Source organism: Arthrobacter sp. TRD_SC_6 (assembly GCF_055361185.1).
In genome coordinates, this window is the sequence record NZ_CM143953.1 from 954,643 (window position 1) to 973,337 (window position 18,695).

The window sequence follows — 18,695 nt, forward strand, 5'->3', positions numbered from 1 at the left end:
GCCCAAGTATGCAGCAGGAAGGCCCCAAATCAACCGATTTACGTTGATTCGACCGGTTCGTCAGCTACTGCCTGCAAAGCGCTAAGCAGCGAACTCCGTGAAACTTCGGTCACGGTGAAGCTGACCGAACCGCTTTCCTCAGCCGCTTCCAGCGTCTGCACCGAATCGACGCCGGTGTAGACCGTGAGGTTGGTGAAGGTCTCCGGACCGCCGGATGCACCGGTGTAGACGGTGACGGCGCGGCTTTGTTCGAGCAGCGGCGCGCCTACTTCCTCGAACTCGCTTTGCGCGATGACGGTGGGCTCGCCGTCGTTCGCTGCTACCTGCTCGGGGTCGCCGAGGATTGCGAGCCGCTCGGCGAGGCGTGAGGTGGGGTACACCACGAAGCCGTGCACTCCGCCGTCGTTCACTTCTTCCTCGAGGACTATGGCGTCGTGAACATAGGCGAAGAGCCAGTGGCGCCCGGCCTGGGACGAACGCTGACCGGTGACGATGCGGCTCGCGGTGCGGCGGAGCGTCATGATGCCCGTGACGCGTTCGGTGGCGTTCAGGCGGGTGGGCTCGTTGTAGCCCTCCTCGACCACGGGGAACGCGAAGCCCTTGGACATCAACGAACGCAGCGCGACGGTCGCGGCGAGGTACTTCTGCTCCTCGTGCTTCTCGAGGAACGGCAGGGCAACGAACTGGTCCCTCTCGATCCCGTCCAGCGCGACGATCTCCTCGTCGGTAAGCGTGGGCAGGTCTTCGCTTTCCTCGAAGGACATCGCAAGAACCTTGCGTGCACTCTCGAGGTCGCGGGTGGTCCACTCGATCGGTTGCGTGGTCATGAGAACAGTCCTCCAATTGATCCGATCGGATCCTCAACGAAATCACCGACACCTTCAGTCACATTATCTGCAAGGTCGCTGGCGCCTTCCCACGCGTCTCCCGCGATGTCCATTGCACCTTCCCCAACGTCCCCTATGAAGTCGGTGGTCGAGTCCCAGGCATTGGAGGTCCACTCGGTGATGTTGTCCCAGTTGTCATAGACATAATTGCCAAGCGCCCAAGCGCCGGCAACGAGCCCGGCCCCGATGACAATGCCCGCACCCACCGGACCCAGCAGCCCCGCAGCCATGAGCAGGGTTCCGCCGGAAGCGATGACACCGAGCCCTCCAGCGACGCGGTCTCCACCGCCGCGCCAGCCGTCGTGCTCCGGGTTGATCATGTCGTGGATACCGGTGTAAATGCCGAGCGGTGCGAGCAACGGGCCGGCAAAGCGCGAGAATTTGGTGAACTTGGACGTCTCATCGAGAAACTCGGTGGCGAGCGAAATATTTCGCATATCTGTGACGTCGAGGATGCGCGAGTTGACGATGAACTTCTGCAGGTCGGCAAGTTTGAAGGCCTTGTTGACGTCCAGGCCGAACCCAACGGCCTGCCCGAGAGCGTCCCAAATGCTGAAATCGCTGTCGGTGTTCCCAGCAGGCGTGCCTGGCAACCCTGGGGTTCCAGGAGAACCGCCGATGGCACCGGATCCGGAGTCGCTGGTGGTTTCCTGCTGCCGGGCCTGTTCCAGGAGGTCCCGCGAGCCACGGTCCAGCGTGTTGGCGGCGAGCATGATCGCCGTCTGGTGGCTGTCCCAGGATGCCCGCAGTGACTCGGCGTCAGGACCAGCCCACCCCGTGTTGTTGATGACACCGACCGTGAGGGTGGAACGGATGCCACGGAGAGTCTCGGCCGAGTGCGAGAACCGCTCCGCCAGCGACTCAAGCTGTTCGACGTTAGCGCCGAGTAATTCCGACATGGACACCTTCTGGTCAGGACCGACAATTTAGGTTATTGAACCTACCGGGAAGGCACAGTCCCTGCCATGGGCAGCGCTCCCCATGCAGGAATCGCTGGCCCTCAGCTCCGGGCGTAAACGTGCAGCTGAACGCCTCCGCCTATCGACCGGGCTGACTGGAGCGTCAGTTCCTGCGGCGCGAAATCGGATGCGACCAACGGGATTCCGCTGCCGGCAAGGACGGGATTGATTTTCAGGTGGAACTCGTCGATCTCGGGCATCAGCTGGCCCGCGAGGTTCCCGCCGCCACAGAGCCAGATGTCCTTCCCCGGACGCTGCTTGAGTTCCCGGATGAAACCGAGCGGATCCTCGTTCACAAAGGTGACCGCAGGGTCTGGTGGAAGGCTGCGGCTATGCGTCACGACGTAGTGGTCGAGATGCGGATACGCACTCGTCAGGCCGATATCGAGAGCCGGCTGGTGGGTCGCCCTGCCCATGACGACGGCGTCGAAGTGGCGGGCTTCACTGCTCACACCAAGAGCTTCCCTGATGTGTGCCGGGCACGTCTCCGGGTATTCGGCGAAGTAGGCAGCCAGCGTGTCCGGGTGGTTGGGGATGAAGTCCGCGCTTCCGTCCGGGCTGGCGATGAAACCGTCAGCGGAGATGGCAACGAGGTAGATCAGCTTTCGCATCGGACGCCTAGGAGCGGTTGCGGACGTCAGCGACGACGTACCGGCGGAAGCGGGTTTCGTTCACAAGGAAGCTCGGTCCTCCGGCCACCAGGAGGCCGCCAACCAGAACGAACACCATGACCGGCCAGATCAAGGCCGTGAGCAGCATCCGCCAGGCACTTTGGAAGGGTCCCATGGGCTTACCGTCCAGGTGACGGAGATTGCGCACGCCAGCCGCCTTCGCGCCGAGCGTCCGGGAGAAACCCGAGACGAACCCGTACCCGAGCGCGCTGAGCGCGTAGCCACCTCCGACGGCGATCCCGGTCGCCGTATCACGGGTGAGGCCTGCCGCGGCCGTCGCAACCGCGATAACAAAGAAGAGCACCACGAACAGCGCAAGGACCACGAGGACATCGAGAACGTATTTGCCCGTCCGCTGACCGCTTGTTGCCTCAACAAAGGGCCGGCCGTCCTTGAACCGGCCCTCCCGCCACGGCGGTAGCGGCTTGGCGTGCGTTGATTGGCTCATGGCTTCCCCCAATAACTCCAGGTGCTAGCGGCCCTGGGGATCGTTGTCGGCGTTGTCGGCGTCGGTAGCCACGGAGCGGCCCTGCGGCTCGTCTTCCTCGCTTGCCTCGCCGAGCGCCTGGAAACGCTTCAGCGACGCCTCAACCTCGGCTTCGGCCTCCTCGCGGCCGGCCCAGTCGGCGGCCTCAACCCACTTGCCGGGCTCCAGGTCCTTGTACTTGGTGAAGAAGTGCTTGATCTCGTCCAGCAGGAAATCCGAGACGTCCGAGAGGTCCTTGATGTGGTCGAAGCGCGCGTCAACCGGAACGCACAATACCTTGGCGTCGCCGCCGCCGTCGTCGACCATGTTGAAGACGCCGATGGGGCGGGACTCGACCAGAACGCCCGGGTGCAGGTCGAAATCCTGCAGCAGAACCAGCGCGTCCAGCGGATCGCCGTCCTCGCCGAGGGTGTTCTCGAAGTAGCCGTAGTGCGTGGGGTACTGCATGGAGGTGAACAGGACGCGGTCAAGGCGGAGGCGGTGGGTCTCGTGATCGATCTCGTACTTGACGCGTGAACCTTTGGGGATCTCGATAGTGACGTCGAGCTGCATGGCCATGGGAACTCCTGCTGTGGGCGGGTAGGGACTGGTTGGGTGCGCGTCACGCGTCGGTGCATGCTCCCGGTCTACTGTTAAAGATATAGGCCGCCGCGTTCAACACCGATTCATGACCTGCCCCCAACCACCCCAACCACCCCGCCACTAAGGACGAACTCGATGAAGCGCAGCGCCAGGGTGCTCACGGCGATACTGCTCGCTGTGGTCCTCGGGGTGCTGGCAGTTCCAATCGCTGCCCATTACGGCCCGCAGGTGGTGGAGGCCCTGGAAGTGCGCAGTCCGCCGCCCGAACCCACGGTTCCCGCAATCCAGCTGCCGCCGGAGGAGGTAACCCCGCCAACCTTCGCCGGCAGGCTCGATCCGGCAGCGCCCGTTCCCAACGCTGAAGTGCTCGGGAAGTTGCTCGCCGAAGCGCTGACGGTACCCGGCGGCACTCCGGTGAGCGGCGTTGTCCTCGACGCGGCAACCGGCAAGTCCCTCTTCGACCAGGCCGGAAATGAACCCCTGCTGCCGGCGTCGAACATCAAGCTCCTCACCGCCACCGCAGTGCTCTCGAAGCTCGACCCTGACACGCGCCTGACGACGTCGGTCCACCGGTCTGCCGGATCGGACACACTGGTGCTGATGGCAGGAGGGGATTCACTTCTGGGGTCGGGGGAGTCGGATCCGGACGCAGTGATCGGCCGCGCGGGCCTCGCCACCCTCGCCGCGCAGACGGCAGGGAATCTCAACGACGCCGGCCCGTACCAATTGGTCCTCGATGACGGACTGTTCGTCGGCCCGGCGCTCAACGCGAGCTGGCAGGAGGGTGACATCGCAGCGGGGGAAATTGCGCCCATCTTCCCGCTGGCCATCAACTCGTCCTGGCTCGATGAGTCACAGCAGCGTGGTGCGCGCTCGCCGGACGCCGCGCTCACGGCCGCATCCGTTTTCCGGGAAGCTTTGCTTGCTGCGGGCGTGGACGTGGTGGAAGGCGTTGAGCGACAGGCCGTTGGCGAGGACGCCATGGTGATCGCCTCCGTCGAATCCGCCACTGTGGAGGAACAGACGGAGCACATGCTGCGCACCTCAGACAACTATCTGGCCGAGGTGCTTGCCCGCCTCGCCGCCGGCGCAAGCGGCCGGCCGGCGTCGTTCGGTGGCGGGCTCGAAACCATCGCCGAGGTAGTCAACGGCCTCGAAGTGCCCAGCGAAGACCTGATCCTGGGTGACGCCGCAGGCATGTCGCCGAGGAACAGGGTTTCCGCAGGGCAGCTTGCCGGCGTCGTGCGGATCCTGCTCCGCTCGGATAACCCCGCGCTGCGGCACGTGCTCCACGGCCTTCCCGTTGCGAGCCTCTCCGGCACCCTGGCGGAGCGTTATAACGACGACGGCGCCCCCACCTTCGCCGGCGCCGGCCTGGTGCGTGCAAAGACCGGCACCCTCAACGCGGTCACGGCGCTGAGCGGTCACGTGGTCTCGGCGGACGGGCGGCTGCTCGCGTTCTCCTTCATCGCGAGCGGACTGGACGGGACAACGGAACCCGCGCGCAACGCCGTCGACGCCGCGGCAGCCGTCCTCGCAACCTGCGGGTGCAGGTAATCCCCATCGAGTCAGCAGAAATGACTAGGAATAGCCCTTCCATCAGCTATTTCCGCTGACTCGATGCGCCTGGGACGCAACAGGCAGCGGGCAGCCTCCCAGACTAATGTGGTCGAATGTTCTCCATGGACAGCAGCACCCCTCCTCAGCTCGTCAACTGGGACCTGGCCGCCAGCAGCGCCGCGAAACTGGCCCCTCCCGGACCGAAACTCAGCGCCAGGGAGGTAGCCGCCGTCGTCGAGAATCTGCGGGAGCTCGCGGACCTGTCGGTTGAGCACGTTCACCGCATCACCGGGCTCGAGGCGGCACGGGATCTCCGTGATTCCGACCTCATCATCGTGGACCGTGCCTCCTGGGCGAAGGCAAACACGCAGAGCTTCACGGTTCTCATGGCGCCGGCGATCGATCACCTCATGAAGACCAAAGCGGACCAGCTGAAGGCCGCCAACGCCGCCCTCGGCAGTACGGTGACGGGCGCGCAGATGGGTACCATCCTCGCTTTCCTCTCCAGCAAGGTGCTTGGCCAGTATGATCCCTTCGTGCCCTCCAGCCGCGGCACCGGCGGGCGGTTGATGCTCGTTGCCCCGAACATCGTCGCCGTCGAGCGCGAACTCAACGTCGAACCAGCGGACTTCCGCCTCTGGGTGTGCCTCCACGAACAAACGCACCGCGTTCAGTTTGCAGCCGCGCCCTGGCTGAAGGACCACATGCTCGAGCACATTTCCGAGCTCACCGTGGGGCTGGCCAGCAAGGCCGACACCCTCGCCGAGCGCCTCAGCAGCGCGCTGAAGTCCCTGCCGTCGAAGGGACAGGTAAAGGGCCAGCAGGACGACGACGGCGTGCCCCCTAACGACGGCGGCATCCTCTCCCTCCTCCAGGAACCGGAGGACAAGGCGCGGCTGTCCCACCTTACGGCCGTGATGAGCCTCCTCGAGGGCCACGCGAATGTGGTCATGGACGCAGTGGATTCGAGCATCGTACCCACCGTCAAAACCATCCGCCGGCGCTTCAACTCCCGCGGTAAGTCACGCGGCCCGCTGGAGAAATTCATCCGCCGGCTGTTGGGGCTCGACGCCAAAATGCGCCAGTACAGCGACGGCGCCAAGTTCGTGCGGTCAGTGGTTGGCTCAGTGGGCATGGAGGGCTTCAACCGCGTGTGGGAGCGCGCCGAGAACCTGCCCACCGAGAAGGAAATCCACTCGCCCCAGCAGTGGGTTGCCCGGATGGGCCTGTGATCCGCAGGCCCCGGCTGCACCCGCTGGTCGGTACCGCCCGGAACGTGGTCCAGGCCGCACTGGATGAGGCGCAGATTCCCGTTGGCTCCCTGATCCTCGTCGCCTGCAGCGGCGGCGCCGATTCCCTCGCCCTGGCGGCGACCACCGCGCACTTCGCCCGGAGCGGACGGTACCGGGTGGGCGCCGTCGTCGTCGATCATGGCCTTCAGCCCGACAGCGCGGACGTTGCCCGCACCGCGCAGGAGCAACTCAAGGAACTGGGCCTCGACCCCGTGGAGGTGCGCCGGGTGCAGGTACCGGCCAAGGGGATGGGCCCCGAAGCTGCTGCCCGAACCGCCAGGTATGAGGCGCTGGACGCTGCGGTCGCCCACCATCAAGCGGACGCCGTACTGCTGGGGCACACCCTCGATGACCAGGCCGAACAGGTGCTCCTCGGACTCTCCCGTGGATCCGGAACCAGGTCCCTGGCCGGCATGCCTGCCCGCAGGGGCGTGTACCTCCGGCCTTTCCTTGCACTGAGGCGGGCCGACACGGAGGAGATCTGCGCGTTCAACGGCCTGGAACCCTGGCACGACCCCACCAACGCAGATCCAGCCCTCACCCGCTCCCGTGTGCGCGCCCAGGTGTTGCCCTACCTCGAAGACTCGCTTGGCCCCGGCATCGCCGAAGCGCTCAACCGCACCGCCCGGATCCTCGCCCAGGACGCCGCCTACCTCGATGACGTCGCCGTGGGTGAGTATGGGCGCCTGAAAAAAGCGGACGACGACGACGGGAGCCTCCTTCTCCCCGAAGAGGAGCTGCGTGCCCTCCCGCCTGCGCTCCGGCAGCGGGTCCTGGCGCTCGCCGTCGTCGAACTCGGGGGAGTTCAGCCAAGTTATGAACGCCTGCTTGCCGCGGAAAACCTGCTGCGGCGCACCGGCTCGGCGGGTCCGGTTCAGCTCGGCGGGCACGTCAGCGCGTTCCGCCAGGTCCGGGGCGTCCGCGTTCCCCAAGGCGACTCAAGCTATGGCAACCTTGTCCTTAGGAAAACCCTCTAAATTCCCGGGAGTAATTGGTGGATTCACACGACGTCCAGGCGGACCTCAAGCACGTTCTCTACACCAGGGAAGAGATCCAGCAACGGGTCCAGGAGCTGGCCGCCGAGATCGATCGCGACTACGCAGACCGCGACGTCCTCATCGTCGGTGTCCTGAAGGGCGCCGTGATGGTGATGGCGGACCTTGCGCGCGCCATGCACTCACACGTCACCATGGACTGGATGGCGGTTTCCTCCTACGGCTCCGGCACGCAGTCCTCGGGCGTGGTGCGGATCCTGAAGGACCTCGAGACGGACCTCATGGGCAAGCATGTGCTGATCGTCGAGGACATCATCGATTCGGGCCTCACCCTCTCCTGGCTCAAGGCCAACCTGCTCTCCCGCGGACCTGCATCGGTCGAAATCTGCACGCTCCTGCGCAAGCCGGAAGCAGCCAAGGTTGCCATCGATGTGAAGTACGTCGGTTATGACATCCCCAACGAGTTCGTAGTGGGCTACGGCCTGGACTTCGCTGAAAAGTACCGCAACCTGGACTTCATCGGCACCCTCGCCCCGCACGTTTACGAATAGGTTTCCTACCGGGCACTTCGCAGGCCCGGTCCGTCCTGTACGCCCAGAGGGAACTTTCCCCCGCCCACGTGCGTGGATTCTCCAGACGATGTAAAGCTGGTACACGGTTGGTCGCGCCGAATTGGGCAGGCCACACGGCTAGAAAGCAGGAGGGACAGGGCAATCAGCCCTGAATTGCATGAAATCCAAGAACATTTTCAAAGGACCCCTTTTCTGGATAGTGCTCGCGGTCGTGGCACTCCTGTTGATCCTGCCTACCGTGTTCAACAACAACGGCGCGCGCGTGGACACCAACGTGGGCCTCGACCTCCTGGCCGATAACCAGGTGGAACAGGCCAAGATCTTCGACGGTGAGAACCGGGTGGATCTAACCCTGCGGGATGACTATGAAGACAAGGGACGCAGCGTCTTTTTCTTCTTCAGTGATAACCGCGGCGAGCTTGTGGTCGACGCGATCAACGAGTCCGACGTCGAGGGCTTCACCGACCAGCCCATCGAAAACAACTGGTTCACCAGCATCCTCGGGCTCATCCTCCCCATCCTGATCCTTGGCGCCATCTTCTGGTTCCTCCTCAGCCGCATGCAGGGTGGCGGGTCCAAGGTCATGCAGTTCGGCAAGTCCAAGGCCAAGCTGATCAACAAGGACATGCCGCAGGTAACGTTCAACGACGTCGCAGGTGCAGATGAAGCCGTCGAGGAACTCCATGAAATCAAGGAGTTCCTGCAGGAACCGGCCAAATTCCAGGCGCTCGGTGCCAAGATCCCCAAGGGCGTACTGCTGTACGGTCCGCCGGGAACAGGTAAAACCCTCCTCGCGCGCGCTGTCGCAGGTGAGGCCGGCGTGCCCTTCTACTCCATTTCCGGTTCGGATTTCGTCGAGATGTTCGTCGGCGTGGGCGCGTCCCGTGTCCGCGACCTGTTCGAGCAGGCCAAGTCCAACGCTCCGGCGATCATCTTCGTTGACGAGATTGACGCCGTCGGACGCCACCGCGGTGCCGGCGTCGGCGGCGGTAATGACGAACGCGAGCAGACCCTGAACCAGTTGCTCGTGGAAATGGACGGGTTCGACGCAAACACCAACGTCATCCTCATCGCCGCAACCAACCGCCCTGACGTCCTGGACCCAGCGCTGCTGCGGCCAGGCCGCTTCGACCGGCAGATCGGGGTCGAGGCCCCTGACATGGGCGGCCGGGACCGCATTCTGCAGGTCCACTCCAAGGGCAAGCCAATGGCACCCGGAGTGGACCTCCGGTCGGTCGCGAAGAAGACGCCCGGGTTCACCGGCGCTGACCTCGCCAACGTACTCAACGAGGCAGCACTGCTGACAGCCCGGTCCAACGCGCAGCTCATCGACGACCGCGCCCTCGACGAAGCCATTGACCGTGTCATCGCCGGTCCGCAGAAGCGCAGCCGTGTCATGAAGGAACTCGAGCGGAAGATCACTGCCTACCACGAGGGCGGGCACGCGCTGGTCGCTGCGGCACTGCGCAACACGGATCCGGTGACCAAGGTAACCATCCTGCCGCGCGGCCGTGCGCTCGGATACACCATGGTGCTGCCGGCAGACGACAAGTACTCGATCACCCGAAACGAACTCCTCGACCAGCTGGCCTACGCCATGGGCGGCCGCGTGGCAGAGGAAATCGTCTTCCACGATCCCTCCACGGGAGCCTCGAACGACATCGAGAAGGCAACTGCCACCGCCCGCAAGATGGTCACCCAGTACGGCATGAGCGAGCGGATCGGGTCCGTCAAGCTCGGTCAGGGTGGCGGGGAGCCGTTCCTTGGCCGCGACATGGGCCATGAGCGGAACTACTCGGATCACATCGCGTACATCGTGGACGAGGAAATCCGCCGCCTGATCGACAACGCTCATGATGAGGCATACGCAATCCTGACGGAGAACCGCGATGTCCTCGACCGTGTGGCGCTGGAACTGCTCGAGCGGGAAACGCTGAACCAAGCTGAGATTGCAGAGGTCTTCGCTGACATCCGCAAGCGCGACGCCCGCAGCATCTGGCTCTCCAAGGACAGCCGCCCCGTGCACTCGCTTCCACCGGTAGTGACCGCCAAGGAACGGGCTGAGGCGCAGGCCACCGGCGAGCCGGATCCGGACAGCGTCCTTCCGCAGGACCAAATCGCTGACGCCAACCTCCCGAACGGCTTCGACGTCCAGAGCGACGGCCTGCCGGCACCGGAATCCGGGTCGGGCGGTAGCGACGGCACTACGGGAACCTCCGGAACGGGTGACTCGAGCGGCACCCACCAGCCGCGTAATGACTGACCAGACGTAACAGGACGGCTATGGGGGCCGGGTTAGGATGCTTTCCGTGACCGATTTTGATGACGAGATGGTCGACGCTGCCCTGGCAGCCAGCGGCTCCACTGTTGACCTTCCCCGAATCGAACGAGCGGTAAGGGAGATTCTCGCTGCCATCGGTGAGGATCCTGACCGGGACGGCCTGCTCGATACACCGAAGCGGGTAGCGAAAGCGTACGCGGAGTTCTTCGCCGGCCTGCACCAGGATCCCAAGGACGTCCTCTCCATCACCTTCGACCTCCACCACGAGGAACTCGTGCTGGTGAAGGACATTCCTTTCTACTCCACCTGCGAACACCACCTAGTCCCGTTTCACGGGACGGCGCACATCGGGTACATTCCCTCTGACGAAGGGAAGATCACGGGCCTCAGCAAACTCGCCCGCCTGGTTGAGATCTTCGCGCGCAGGCCCCAGATCCAGGAACGCCTGACAACGCAGATCGTGGACGCGCTTATGGAGCACCTCCAACCCAAGGGCGCCATTGTGGTGATCGAATGTGAGCACTTGTGCATGTCGATGCGCGGCATCCGCAAACCAGGAGCGAAGACCGTCACCTCGGCAGTCCGCGGACAGGTCCGCGACGCCGCCACGCGCGCCGAGGCCATGAGCCTCATACTCGGAAGATAGGACGGCATACTTTTATGGATTCACTCGCGGCAGCACCAGGAACCGGGCCGGCAACTTCGCCCCTGCCGGTCCTCCGGCCTACCCGGGTCCGCAGGTCGTTCAAGGACCTGCCAACCAACCGCACCCTGGTCATGGGCATCCTCAATGTCACCCCTGACTCCTTCAGCGACGGCGGCAAGTTTGCGACGGCGGATGATGCCATAGCCCACGGCCTTCGCATGCATTACGCGGGCGCCGACATCATCGACGTTGGCGGCGAATCCACCCGTCCCAACGCGGAGCAGACCCCGGTTGAGGACGAGCAGGCCCGCATCCTCCCCGTTGTTGCCGCCCTGGTGAAGGCGGGTGCCCTCGTCAGCGTGGACACCCGGCACGCCGACACCGCAGCCAAGGCGCTCGACGCCGGAGCGGGCATCGTCAATGACGTCTCCGGCCTCGACTTCGATCCTGCAATGCCCGCCCTGATTGCCGAGCGCGGCGTGCCCTACGTCCTCATGCACAGCCGTGGAAACGCCCAGACCATGGACTCCCTGGCACAGTACGAGGACGTCGTCGAGGAAGTCATCGCTGACCTGATGAGTGTCCGCGACAAGTTCTACGAGGCAGGCGTATCTCCCGAGCAGATCATCCTTGACCCGGGGATCGGGTTCGCCAAGAAGGATGATCACAACTGGCAGCTGCTGCGTTCGCTGGAGCGGTTCGAGGTGCTCGGCCACCGGATCCTCGTGGGCGCCTCCCGCAAACGTTTCCTCGGGACCCTCCTCACCACCGCAGGCAAGGCAGCGACCCCGCATGAGCGGGGCAACGCCAGCATCGCCGTTTCCGCGCTGGCCGCTGCGGCCGGCGCGTGGTGCGTCAGGGTGCACGACGTCGGCCCTAACCTCGATGCCGTCAAGGCCGCCGCCGCTTGGACCAAGTAGTGCGCAGGGACACGATCGCGCTCAGCGGTATCACCGCCGTCGGCTACCACGGTGTATTCGACCATGAGCGCCGCGATGGCCAGCCCTTCGTGGTTGACGTGGTGCTGCACCTGGACCTGCGCCCGGCCGGAATATCGGATGACCTCACGAAGACCGCACACTACGGTGAACTCGCCGAGCAGGTGGCAGGGATTATCACCGGTGTTCCGCTGAACCTGATCGAAGCGCTGGCTGAGCGGATCGCCACGCACGTACTGGGGGCATTCGCCGTGTGCGCAGTCGAAGTCACCGTCCACAAGCCCAAGGCACCTATCGAAGTGCCTTTCGGCGATGTCGCTGTGTCCATCTTCCGGGAACGCACATGAGCAGCACCATCCGTTCGGTCCTGGCGCTCGGCAGCAACCTCGGCGTAAGCGGTGACACGCTCTCCCTGGCGGTGGCTGACCTGGTCGATTCTCCGAACGTCCGATTGCGTGCGGTGTCACCGGTCGTTCAGACCAAAGCCGTCGGCGGGCCGGAGCAGCCCGATTACCTCAACATGGTGATCGAGGTTGAAACCGACCTTGAACCGTATGCGTTGCTGGAGCACTGCCAGGCCGTGGAGAACAAGCATCAGCGCGTGCGCACGGTCCGCTGGGGCCCGCGCACACTCGACATCGACATCATCACCTACGGGACGCTGGTGTCCGATGACGAAGTGCTGACCATCCCGCACCCCCGCGCTGCCCAGCGGGCGTTCGTGCTGCAGCCCTGGGCTTGGATGGATTCGACGGCCACGCTTGCCGGCCGTCCGGTCACCGAGCTGGCGGAGCAGGCGGACGATCTCCCCGGCCTCGTTCCCTTCGAAGGGGTCTAGCGCGTGGGTTCGATCCGAATCAGCTGGCTCGCGATCATCGCGCTGATCGCGGCGGCTGCCGGGTGGCTGATGAACTGGTGGGCAACCCACAACGGGTTCCCCACGCCGTCCCTCCCGCTGAGTTCCCTACTCACAGTCGTGGCCGTCATCGCGGTGACCATCATCTTCGGCCTGCGGGTCCGGCGCTGGCGTAACGGAAACCGGACGCGGAACCTCAGCCCTATCCTTGCGGCACGCACTGTGATCCTCGCGCAGGCTTCCGCTTACGCGGGCGCGCTCAGTACGGGCTGGCACTTCGGCATCCTGCTTGACCAGCTCGCCCTGTTGAGTGTCCGAGGCGGCCCCGGTCCCATCTGGGGGACGCTTACCCTTCTGGTGGGCGGTGTTGCGATGATTGTGGTGGGGCTGGTGGTCGAGAGCTTCTGCAAGCTACCGCCGGACGACGAAGACGGGGCCACAAAGCCCCGGCAAACCGGCGAGGGGGAATATGCGTAGGGAAGAGCCAATAGACCCGGCGGGCATCGAGTGGACGCCGGTGTCACCGAAGTACCTGAAAGTACAGCTGGCGGGGTGGGGAATCGGAACCCTGATCTACCTCGTGATGGCCTCGGTGCCGCTCGTTCTGTTGCTCAGCGGCGTGTGGTCCCGCTTCCCGGCCTGGCTCGCATGGCTGTTGCCCGCCGTCGTCGTCGTGCTCGCCCTGTGGCGCGGCGTGCTCCTGCCGCGGCAGGTCCGCGCAATCGGCTATGCCGAGCGTAACGAGGATCTGCTGATCCGCCGCGGGGTCTTCTTCCAGCGCACCATGGTGGTGCCTTACGGGCGCATGCAGTATGTCGACGTCGGCGTCGGCCCGGTCGAGCGCGCGCTGGGCCTTTGCACGGTGAAACTGCATACCGCTTCGCCTGGAACCAACGCAGAGATTCCCGGGCTTCCCTCCAGCGAGGGGGCGCGGCTCCGCGAGCAGCTCTCCGCCCGCGGCGAGGCGAAGCTGGCGGGACTGTGAGCGACGCCCAGCCTGACCCTGAATTGCTTGCCGGTTCCATGGATGAGTGGAAGCGGGTGCACATTATTTCCCCGTTCGTCCGGGGGTGGCTCGCCATTGTGGCACTGTTCTTCCTCGGCGGGCGGGACTGGGCCGAAGACATCCTCAGGGGAGATCCCCCGGAATTCCGCGGCTCTTCCGTTGGGCTGACCTGGGCCGTCGCGATCTTCCTCGGCGTTGTGCTCCTCATCGCAGCCGGATTCCTGCTGTCCTGGTACTTCACGCGCTACCAGGTGACCGAGCAACACGTCCGGGTGAACTCGGGTGTGCTTTTCCGGCAGAACCGGCAGGCACGCCTCGACCGCGTGCAGGCCATCGACGTGGTGCAGCCGTTCCTGGCGCGGGTCTTCGGTCTGGCCGAGCTCAAGTTCGACGTCGCCGACGCCGGGGAATCGGCTGTGCGGCTCTCCTTCCTGAAGCTGGCGGAAGCTCAAAAGCTGCGCGCCACCATCCTCGCCCGGGCCGCTGGCGTGACTGTCGACCCGGACAATCCGCACGAAGTGCAGGAGGCACCGGAGCAGGAGGTGCTCGCTTTAAGCCCGGCGCGTGTTATCGGCGCAGCCGCGCTTTCGGGCACCACCATCGCAGTTTTTCTGTTGGTGGTGGCTGTTGTGGTTTCAGTTGTTGCCTTTGAATCTGCAGCGCCATTGGCGGGGCTGCTGCCCATCGGGATCGGTGTGGTCGGAGCGTACTGGAACGCGCTGAACACCGGGTTCAACTTCCGTGCCGCCATCTCACCGGACGGCATCCGCATCCGTTACGGGCTGTTGGACACGCGGACCCAGACCGTTCCGCCCGGGCGCGTCCAGGCTGTCGGCGTCGTCCAGTCCCCGCTCTGGCGTCTGAAGGGCTGGTACAAGGTCACCGTCAACGTGGCGGGGTACGGTCTCTCGACAAGTGGTGAAGCACAGGCACGCGCCACGCTCCTGCCTGTCGGTACCCGCGATGAAGTGCTGCAGATCCTCGCGCTGGTCCTCCCCGACCCGGGAACCGAGCACCCGGTCGAGGTATTCACCGCCGGCCTTTCCGGACGGGATTCCGACGGCGGTTTCGTCACCACCCCGCGTCGGGCACGCCCCGTAGCGCCGCTCGCCTGGCGGCGGAACGGTGTCGCCGTCACCGAGACCGCGCTTTTGGCGCGCACCGGCGCCTGGTGGCGGCAGCTCGCCGTCGTACCCCACGAGCGCACCCAATCCATTGCGCTGCACGCGGGTCCGCTCGCACGGCGTTTCCAGGTGGCCGACCTGATCTTCCACACCACGCCGGGCCCGGTCTCACCGCGGGTACGGCAGATTGACGCCAGCCAGGCGTGGAACCTGTTCAACGAGCAGGCGGTCCGTGCCGCCGATGCCCGGCGGCGCAGCGGCCCCGAGCAGTGGATGCGGCAGGCGCCGGCTGGGCAAACGGCGGCTAATTTGCCCGAAAGCCCTGTTGAAAGCCCTGTTGAAAGCCCTGTTGAAAGCCCTGTCGAAAGCTCCAACGAAAGTCAGCAAACCCGTGACGAGTCCTGATCCCCGTTCACCGCACGAGCAACGCGCGCCCCGCAGCAAGCCGGGCCGGCTTGGAGTAGGGGTTGTCGGTGCCGGCCGTGTGGGTGCTGTTCTTGGAGCCGCGCTCCGTGCCGCGGAGCACGCCGTCGTCGGCGTTTCAGCTGTCTCAGAGGCAAGCCGGGAGCGAGCCGAGAACCTGCTACCCGGCGTGCCGCTGCTTGAGATCCCCGAGATCATCGAGCGTTCCGAACTGGTGCTGCTGGCAGTGCCCGACGACGCGCTGCCGGGTCTCGTCGCAGGACTTGCGGCGGTGGGTGCCTGGCAGCCGGGCCAACTGGTGGCGCACACGTCGGGACGTTTCGGGACTTCCGTTCTCGAGCCCGCCCGGAAAGCCGGTGCCATCCCGCTTGCGCTGCACCCCGCCATGACCTTTACCGGCATGAGCCTGGACCTTTCCCGGCTTCCCGACTGCAGCTTCGGCGTCACCGCTCCGGCGGCCGTCCTTCCGGTCGCGCAGGCGCTGGTGGTGGAGATGGGTGCGGAGCCCGTGGTCATTGAGGAAGCAGACCGGGTTACCTACCACGCAGCGCTCGCGCACGCCTCCAACCATCTGGTAACCATCGCGTCGCAGTCCACGCAGCTGCTGACCGGGATCGGGGTCGAGCGGCCGGACCGGCTGCTCGGCCCGCTGATGAGGGCCTCGCTTGAGAACGCGCTCGCGGCTGGCGAGGGGGCGCTGACAGGCCCCGTGGCACGCGGAGATTCGGGGACGGTCGCGGCGCACGCGGACGCCCTCGCTGCAGCGCCTGATGACATCCGGCAGGCGTACCGGGAACTCGCGGCCGCCACTGCCCGACGCGCGGTGGCACGGGGGCTCCTCTCTGTGCAGCAGGGCCAGGCCATCGCCCGGGCGCTGGACCTGACCGGAGAGGACCGGCCATGAATCCGCGCGTCGTGACAACAATTGCCGAACTTCGGGCAGCCACCACCGCGCTCCTTAGCGCCACCGGCGGTTCTCCTTCGAGCCTCGGGCTGGTGCCCACCATGGGCGCGTTGCATGCGGGGCACGCGGCGCTCGCCACGACGGCACGGAAGGAGAACGACGTCGTTGTCGCCTCCATCTTCGTGAATCCCCTCCAGTTCGGTGACCCGAATGATCTTGACCGCTATCCGCGGACGCTCGAGGCCGACATCGAGCTCCTGGGGGGCTGCGGCGTCGACGTGGTCTTCGCGCCGTCGCAGGCTGAAATGTATCCCGCCGGCAAACCGCTGGTGAGGCTTTCCGCGGGAACGCTGGGGGAGAAGTTCGAGGGGCAGTTCCGGCCCGGCCACTTCGACGGCATGCTCACCGTGGTGGCGAAGCTGCTCCACAGCGCATGGCCAGCGGCCGACGCCGGTTACCGCGCCTACTTCGGGCAGAAGGACGCACAGCAGTTGGTGCTCATCCGCCGGATGGTGCAGGATCTCAACTTCGCGGCGGAGATCTGCGCCGTGCCGACCGTCCGTTCCGGCGAGGGGTTGGCGCTCTCCAGCCGCAACCGATTCCTCAGCGAAAAGGAGGCCGACGCCGCTCTGGTGCTTTCCCGCGCGTTACGGCTGCTCGCGGACCGGGCGCAGCGGTGCGTTCCACTGGACCTGGACTCCGCCGTCGCACTCGTGGAAAGCGAGCCGCTCGTGGCACTGGAGTACTTCGAGGTGGTGGATCCCGAGACGCTCGAGCCGCTGGGCTTCAATTGCCGGGAAACTCCGTTCACGGGTGTTGGCCTGGCACTCGTGGCCGCGAGGGTTGGCGGCGTGCGGCTGATCGACAACCTGCCCCTCTACGCAGACCCAACGGGCACACGGAGTTGAACCGGTAATCTTAGTTACCGTGACCACGGAACCCAGCCTTTCCACCGCAACAACCCCCACGCCGGAATCCGGTACTGCTGAATCCAGTTCTGCTCAGATCAGCGGGTTCAGCACTGAGGAATTCAACGAGCAGATGCGCATCCGCATGGAGAAGCGCGCACGCCTCCTGGAGCGTGGTGACGAGGCCTACCAGGTGTTGCCCGAGCGCTCGTCTTCGCTTGGCGAGATCCGCAGCAGGTTTGCGGACCTCGAAGCGGGTGACTCCACCGGTGAGCGGGTGAGTGTTGTTGGCCGCGTAGTCTTCCTCCGGAACACCGGAAAACTCTGCTTCGCCACCCTGCAGGAAGGCGACGGCACGCGGTTGCAGGCGATGCTGAGCCTTGCGGCAGTCGGCGAGGACCCGCTCGCCGACTGGAAGGCGACCGTTGACCTTGGCGATCACGTGCAGGTCACGGGTGAGGTCATCAGCTCCCGCCGCGGCGAACTCTCGGTGATGGCGGAGAACTGGAAGATGGCGTCGAAGGCGCTGCGTCCACTGCCTACGCTGCACGCCGGCGTGAATGAGGAAACGCGTGTGCGTCAGCGTTACGTTGACCTAATGGTCCGGGAAGAGGCCAGGGAAATGGTCCGGACCAGGGCTGCAATAACCCGCAGCATCCGTGAAACGCTGCATTCCCATACTTATATCGAGGTTGAAACACCCATCCTGCAGTTGGTACACGGAGGTGCGACCGCAAGGCCATTCGAAACACACGTCAATGCGTTCGACCAGAAAATGACGCTTCGAATCGCGCTGGAGCTCTATCTGAAGCGTGCAGTTGTCGGCGGAATTGACCGAGTGTATGAGATTGGCAGAATTTTCCGCAATGAGGGCGTTGACTCAACGCACAGCCCGGAATTCACGATGCTCGAGTGCTATGAGGCCTACGCTGACCAGTTCGTCATGGCCGACCGCATGAAGGAGATTATCCTCAATTGCGCAGATCTTTTGGGGGGCCGGCAGATAGAAACTGCGGCGGGCACCATCGACCTGGATGGGGAATGGCGTTGGCTCGGAGTTTATCCGGGCCTGTCGGAGGCTGTAGGGCAGGAAATCACGCCAGCTACTGACAAAGCGACTTTGCTGGCGCTGGCTAAGTCGCGGGACGTTGCGGTTGATGCGGCATGGGGCGAAGAGAAGCTGGTCCTTGAGCTCTTCAGCGAAATCGTGGAGCCAACCCTGTTGCAGCCGACGTTTGTGTACGACTATCCGCCCTCCGCCCAACCGCTGGCCCGGCAGCACCGCGAGAATCCGCAGCTGATTGAAGCGTGGGACCTGATTATCGGCGGCATGGAGCGTGGAACCGCGTTCTCCGAGCTCATCGACCCAGTGATCCAGCGGGAACGGCTCACCGAGCAATCACGCCTGGCCGCCGCGGGGGATGACGAAGCCATGCAACTGGACGAGGATTTCCTCCGCGCCCTCGAATACGGGGCCCCGCCCATGGGAGGAATTGGCCTCGGCATCGACCGTTTGGTGATGCTTTTCACAACTGCAGGCATCAGGGAGACCATTCTCTTCCCGCTCCTCAAGCCGGAACTGGGCTAATCCATGGAGTATCTTG

Annotated in this window: 20 protein-coding genes; 15 read left to right on the forward strand and 5 right to left on the reverse strand. The window is 64.9% G+C overall.

Translation table 11 applies throughout. From position 1 onward, the window contains the following. Positions 1 to 38: 38 nt before the first annotated feature. The 5 genes from ACWA1U_RS04695 to ACWA1U_RS04715 all read right to left on the reverse strand — a co-directional run bounded on the left by ACWA1U_RS04695 (position 39) and on the right by ACWA1U_RS04715 (position 3,556). On the reverse strand, positions 39 to 827 hold the full coding sequence (locus ACWA1U_RS04695) for a hypothetical protein (RefSeq protein ID WP_463724187.1): 789 nt from the start codon (positions 825 to 827) through the stop codon (positions 39 to 41). Then, positions 824 to 1,786: a hypothetical protein gene (locus ACWA1U_RS04700; protein WP_463724188.1), complete on the reverse strand. Its 963-nt coding sequence runs from the start codon at positions 1,784 to 1,786 to the stop codon at positions 824 to 826. The genes ACWA1U_RS04695 and ACWA1U_RS04700 overlap by 4 nt, the downstream gene beginning before the upstream one ends. A 101-nt stretch (positions 1,787 to 1,887) precedes the next feature. After that, positions 1,888 to 2,457 (reverse strand): dihydrofolate reductase family protein, encoded by a 570-nt coding sequence (locus tag ACWA1U_RS04705; protein ID WP_463724189.1) that lies wholly within the window; start codon positions 2,455 to 2,457, stop codon positions 1,888 to 1,890. A 7-nt stretch (positions 2,458 to 2,464) separates the two neighbouring features. Beyond that, entirely contained in the window at positions 2,465 to 2,965 is a 501-nt protein-coding gene (locus tag ACWA1U_RS04710) for an RDD family protein (protein ID WP_463724190.1), read from the reverse strand. A 24-nt stretch (positions 2,966 to 2,989) separates the two neighbouring features. After that, on the reverse strand, positions 2,990 to 3,556 hold the full coding sequence (locus ACWA1U_RS04715) for an inorganic diphosphatase (RefSeq protein ID WP_463724945.1): 567 nt from the start codon (positions 3,554 to 3,556) through the stop codon (positions 2,990 to 2,992). A gap of 165 nt (positions 3,557 to 3,721) precedes the next feature. Between ACWA1U_RS04715 and dacB the strand changes: the two genes are divergently transcribed. The 15 genes from dacB to lysS all read left to right on the forward strand — a co-directional run bounded on the left by dacB (position 3,722) and on the right by lysS (position 18,679). After that, positions 3,722 to 5,143: a D-alanyl-D-alanine carboxypeptidase/D-alanyl-D-alanine endopeptidase gene (gene dacB / locus ACWA1U_RS04720; RefSeq protein WP_463724191.1), complete on the forward strand. Its 1,422-nt coding sequence runs from the start codon at positions 3,722 to 3,724 to the stop codon at positions 5,141 to 5,143. Positions 5,144 to 5,268: 125 nt separating this feature from the next. After that, positions 5,269 to 6,378: a zinc-dependent metalloprotease gene (locus ACWA1U_RS04725; RefSeq protein WP_463724192.1), complete on the forward strand. Its 1,110-nt coding sequence runs from the start codon at positions 5,269 to 5,271 to the stop codon at positions 6,376 to 6,378. Next, positions 6,375 to 7,415, forward strand: coding sequence for a tRNA lysidine(34) synthetase TilS (gene tilS, locus ACWA1U_RS04730; RefSeq protein ID WP_463724193.1), 1,041 nt, complete (start codon positions 6,375 to 6,377; stop codon positions 7,413 to 7,415). Before ACWA1U_RS04725 ends, tilS begins: the two co-directional genes overlap by 4 nt. A 17-nt stretch (positions 7,416 to 7,432) precedes the next feature. Next, positions 7,433 to 7,984, forward strand: a complete 552-nt coding sequence (hpt, locus tag ACWA1U_RS04735) for a hypoxanthine phosphoribosyltransferase (protein WP_463724194.1) — start codon at positions 7,433 to 7,435, stop codon at positions 7,982 to 7,984. A 178-nt stretch (positions 7,985 to 8,162) separates the two neighbouring features. Continuing rightward, entirely contained in the window at positions 8,163 to 10,268 is a 2,106-nt protein-coding gene (gene ftsH / locus ACWA1U_RS04740) for an ATP-dependent zinc metalloprotease FtsH (RefSeq protein ID WP_463724195.1), read from the forward strand. A gap of 46 nt (positions 10,269 to 10,314) precedes the next feature. Beyond that, the gene (gene folE / locus ACWA1U_RS04745; protein ID WP_463724196.1) at positions 10,315 to 10,932 is read left to right on the forward strand and encodes a GTP cyclohydrolase I FolE; all 618 of its coding nucleotides are present in this window, start codon (positions 10,315 to 10,317) and stop codon (positions 10,930 to 10,932) included. A gap of 14 nt (positions 10,933 to 10,946) precedes the next feature. After that, positions 10,947 to 11,852 carry a dihydropteroate synthase gene (folP, locus tag ACWA1U_RS04750; RefSeq protein WP_463724197.1) on the forward strand — a complete coding sequence of 302 codons (906 nt, stop codon included), beginning with the start codon at positions 10,947 to 10,949 and terminating at the stop codon, positions 11,850 to 11,852. Then, positions 11,852 to 12,217 carry a dihydroneopterin aldolase gene (gene folB / locus ACWA1U_RS04755; protein WP_463724198.1) on the forward strand — a complete coding sequence of 122 codons (366 nt, stop codon included), beginning with the start codon at positions 11,852 to 11,854 and terminating at the stop codon, positions 12,215 to 12,217. The genes folP and folB overlap by 1 nt, the downstream gene beginning before the upstream one ends. Next, entirely contained in the window at positions 12,214 to 12,708 is a 495-nt protein-coding gene (gene folK / locus ACWA1U_RS04760; RefSeq protein ID WP_463724199.1) for a 2-amino-4-hydroxy-6-hydroxymethyldihydropteridine diphosphokinase, read from the forward strand. The genes folB and folK overlap by 4 nt, the downstream gene beginning before the upstream one ends. A gap of 3 nt (positions 12,709 to 12,711) precedes the next feature. Then, positions 12,712 to 13,203, forward strand: a complete 492-nt coding sequence (locus ACWA1U_RS04765; RefSeq protein WP_463724200.1) for a DUF3180 domain-containing protein — start codon at positions 12,712 to 12,714, stop codon at positions 13,201 to 13,203. After that, positions 13,196 to 13,711, forward strand: coding sequence for a PH domain-containing protein (locus ACWA1U_RS04770; RefSeq protein WP_463724201.1), 516 nt, complete (start codon positions 13,196 to 13,198; stop codon positions 13,709 to 13,711). Before ACWA1U_RS04765 ends, ACWA1U_RS04770 begins: the two co-directional genes overlap by 8 nt. A 38-nt stretch (positions 13,712 to 13,749) precedes the next feature. Next, on the forward strand, positions 13,750 to 15,261 hold the full coding sequence (locus tag ACWA1U_RS04775) for a PH domain-containing protein (RefSeq protein ID WP_463724946.1): 1,512 nt from the start codon (positions 13,750 to 13,752) through the stop codon (positions 15,259 to 15,261). After that, on the forward strand, positions 15,248 to 16,183 hold the full coding sequence (locus ACWA1U_RS04780; RefSeq protein WP_463724202.1) for a Rossmann-like and DUF2520 domain-containing protein: 936 nt from the start codon (positions 15,248 to 15,250) through the stop codon (positions 16,181 to 16,183). The genes ACWA1U_RS04775 and ACWA1U_RS04780 overlap by 14 nt, the downstream gene beginning before the upstream one ends. Further along, a complete protein-coding gene (panC, locus tag ACWA1U_RS04785) occupies positions 16,180 to 17,091 on the forward strand; it encodes a pantoate--beta-alanine ligase (RefSeq protein ID WP_463724203.1) in 912 nt (303 codons plus the stop codon). The genes ACWA1U_RS04780 and panC overlap by 4 nt, the downstream gene beginning before the upstream one ends. A gap of 133 nt (positions 17,092 to 17,224) precedes the next feature. Then, positions 17,225 to 18,679 (forward strand): lysine--tRNA ligase, encoded by a 1,455-nt coding sequence (gene lysS, locus ACWA1U_RS04790; protein WP_463724947.1) that lies wholly within the window; start codon positions 17,225 to 17,227, stop codon positions 18,677 to 18,679. The last annotated feature ends 16 nt before the right edge of the window (positions 18,680 to 18,695 follow it).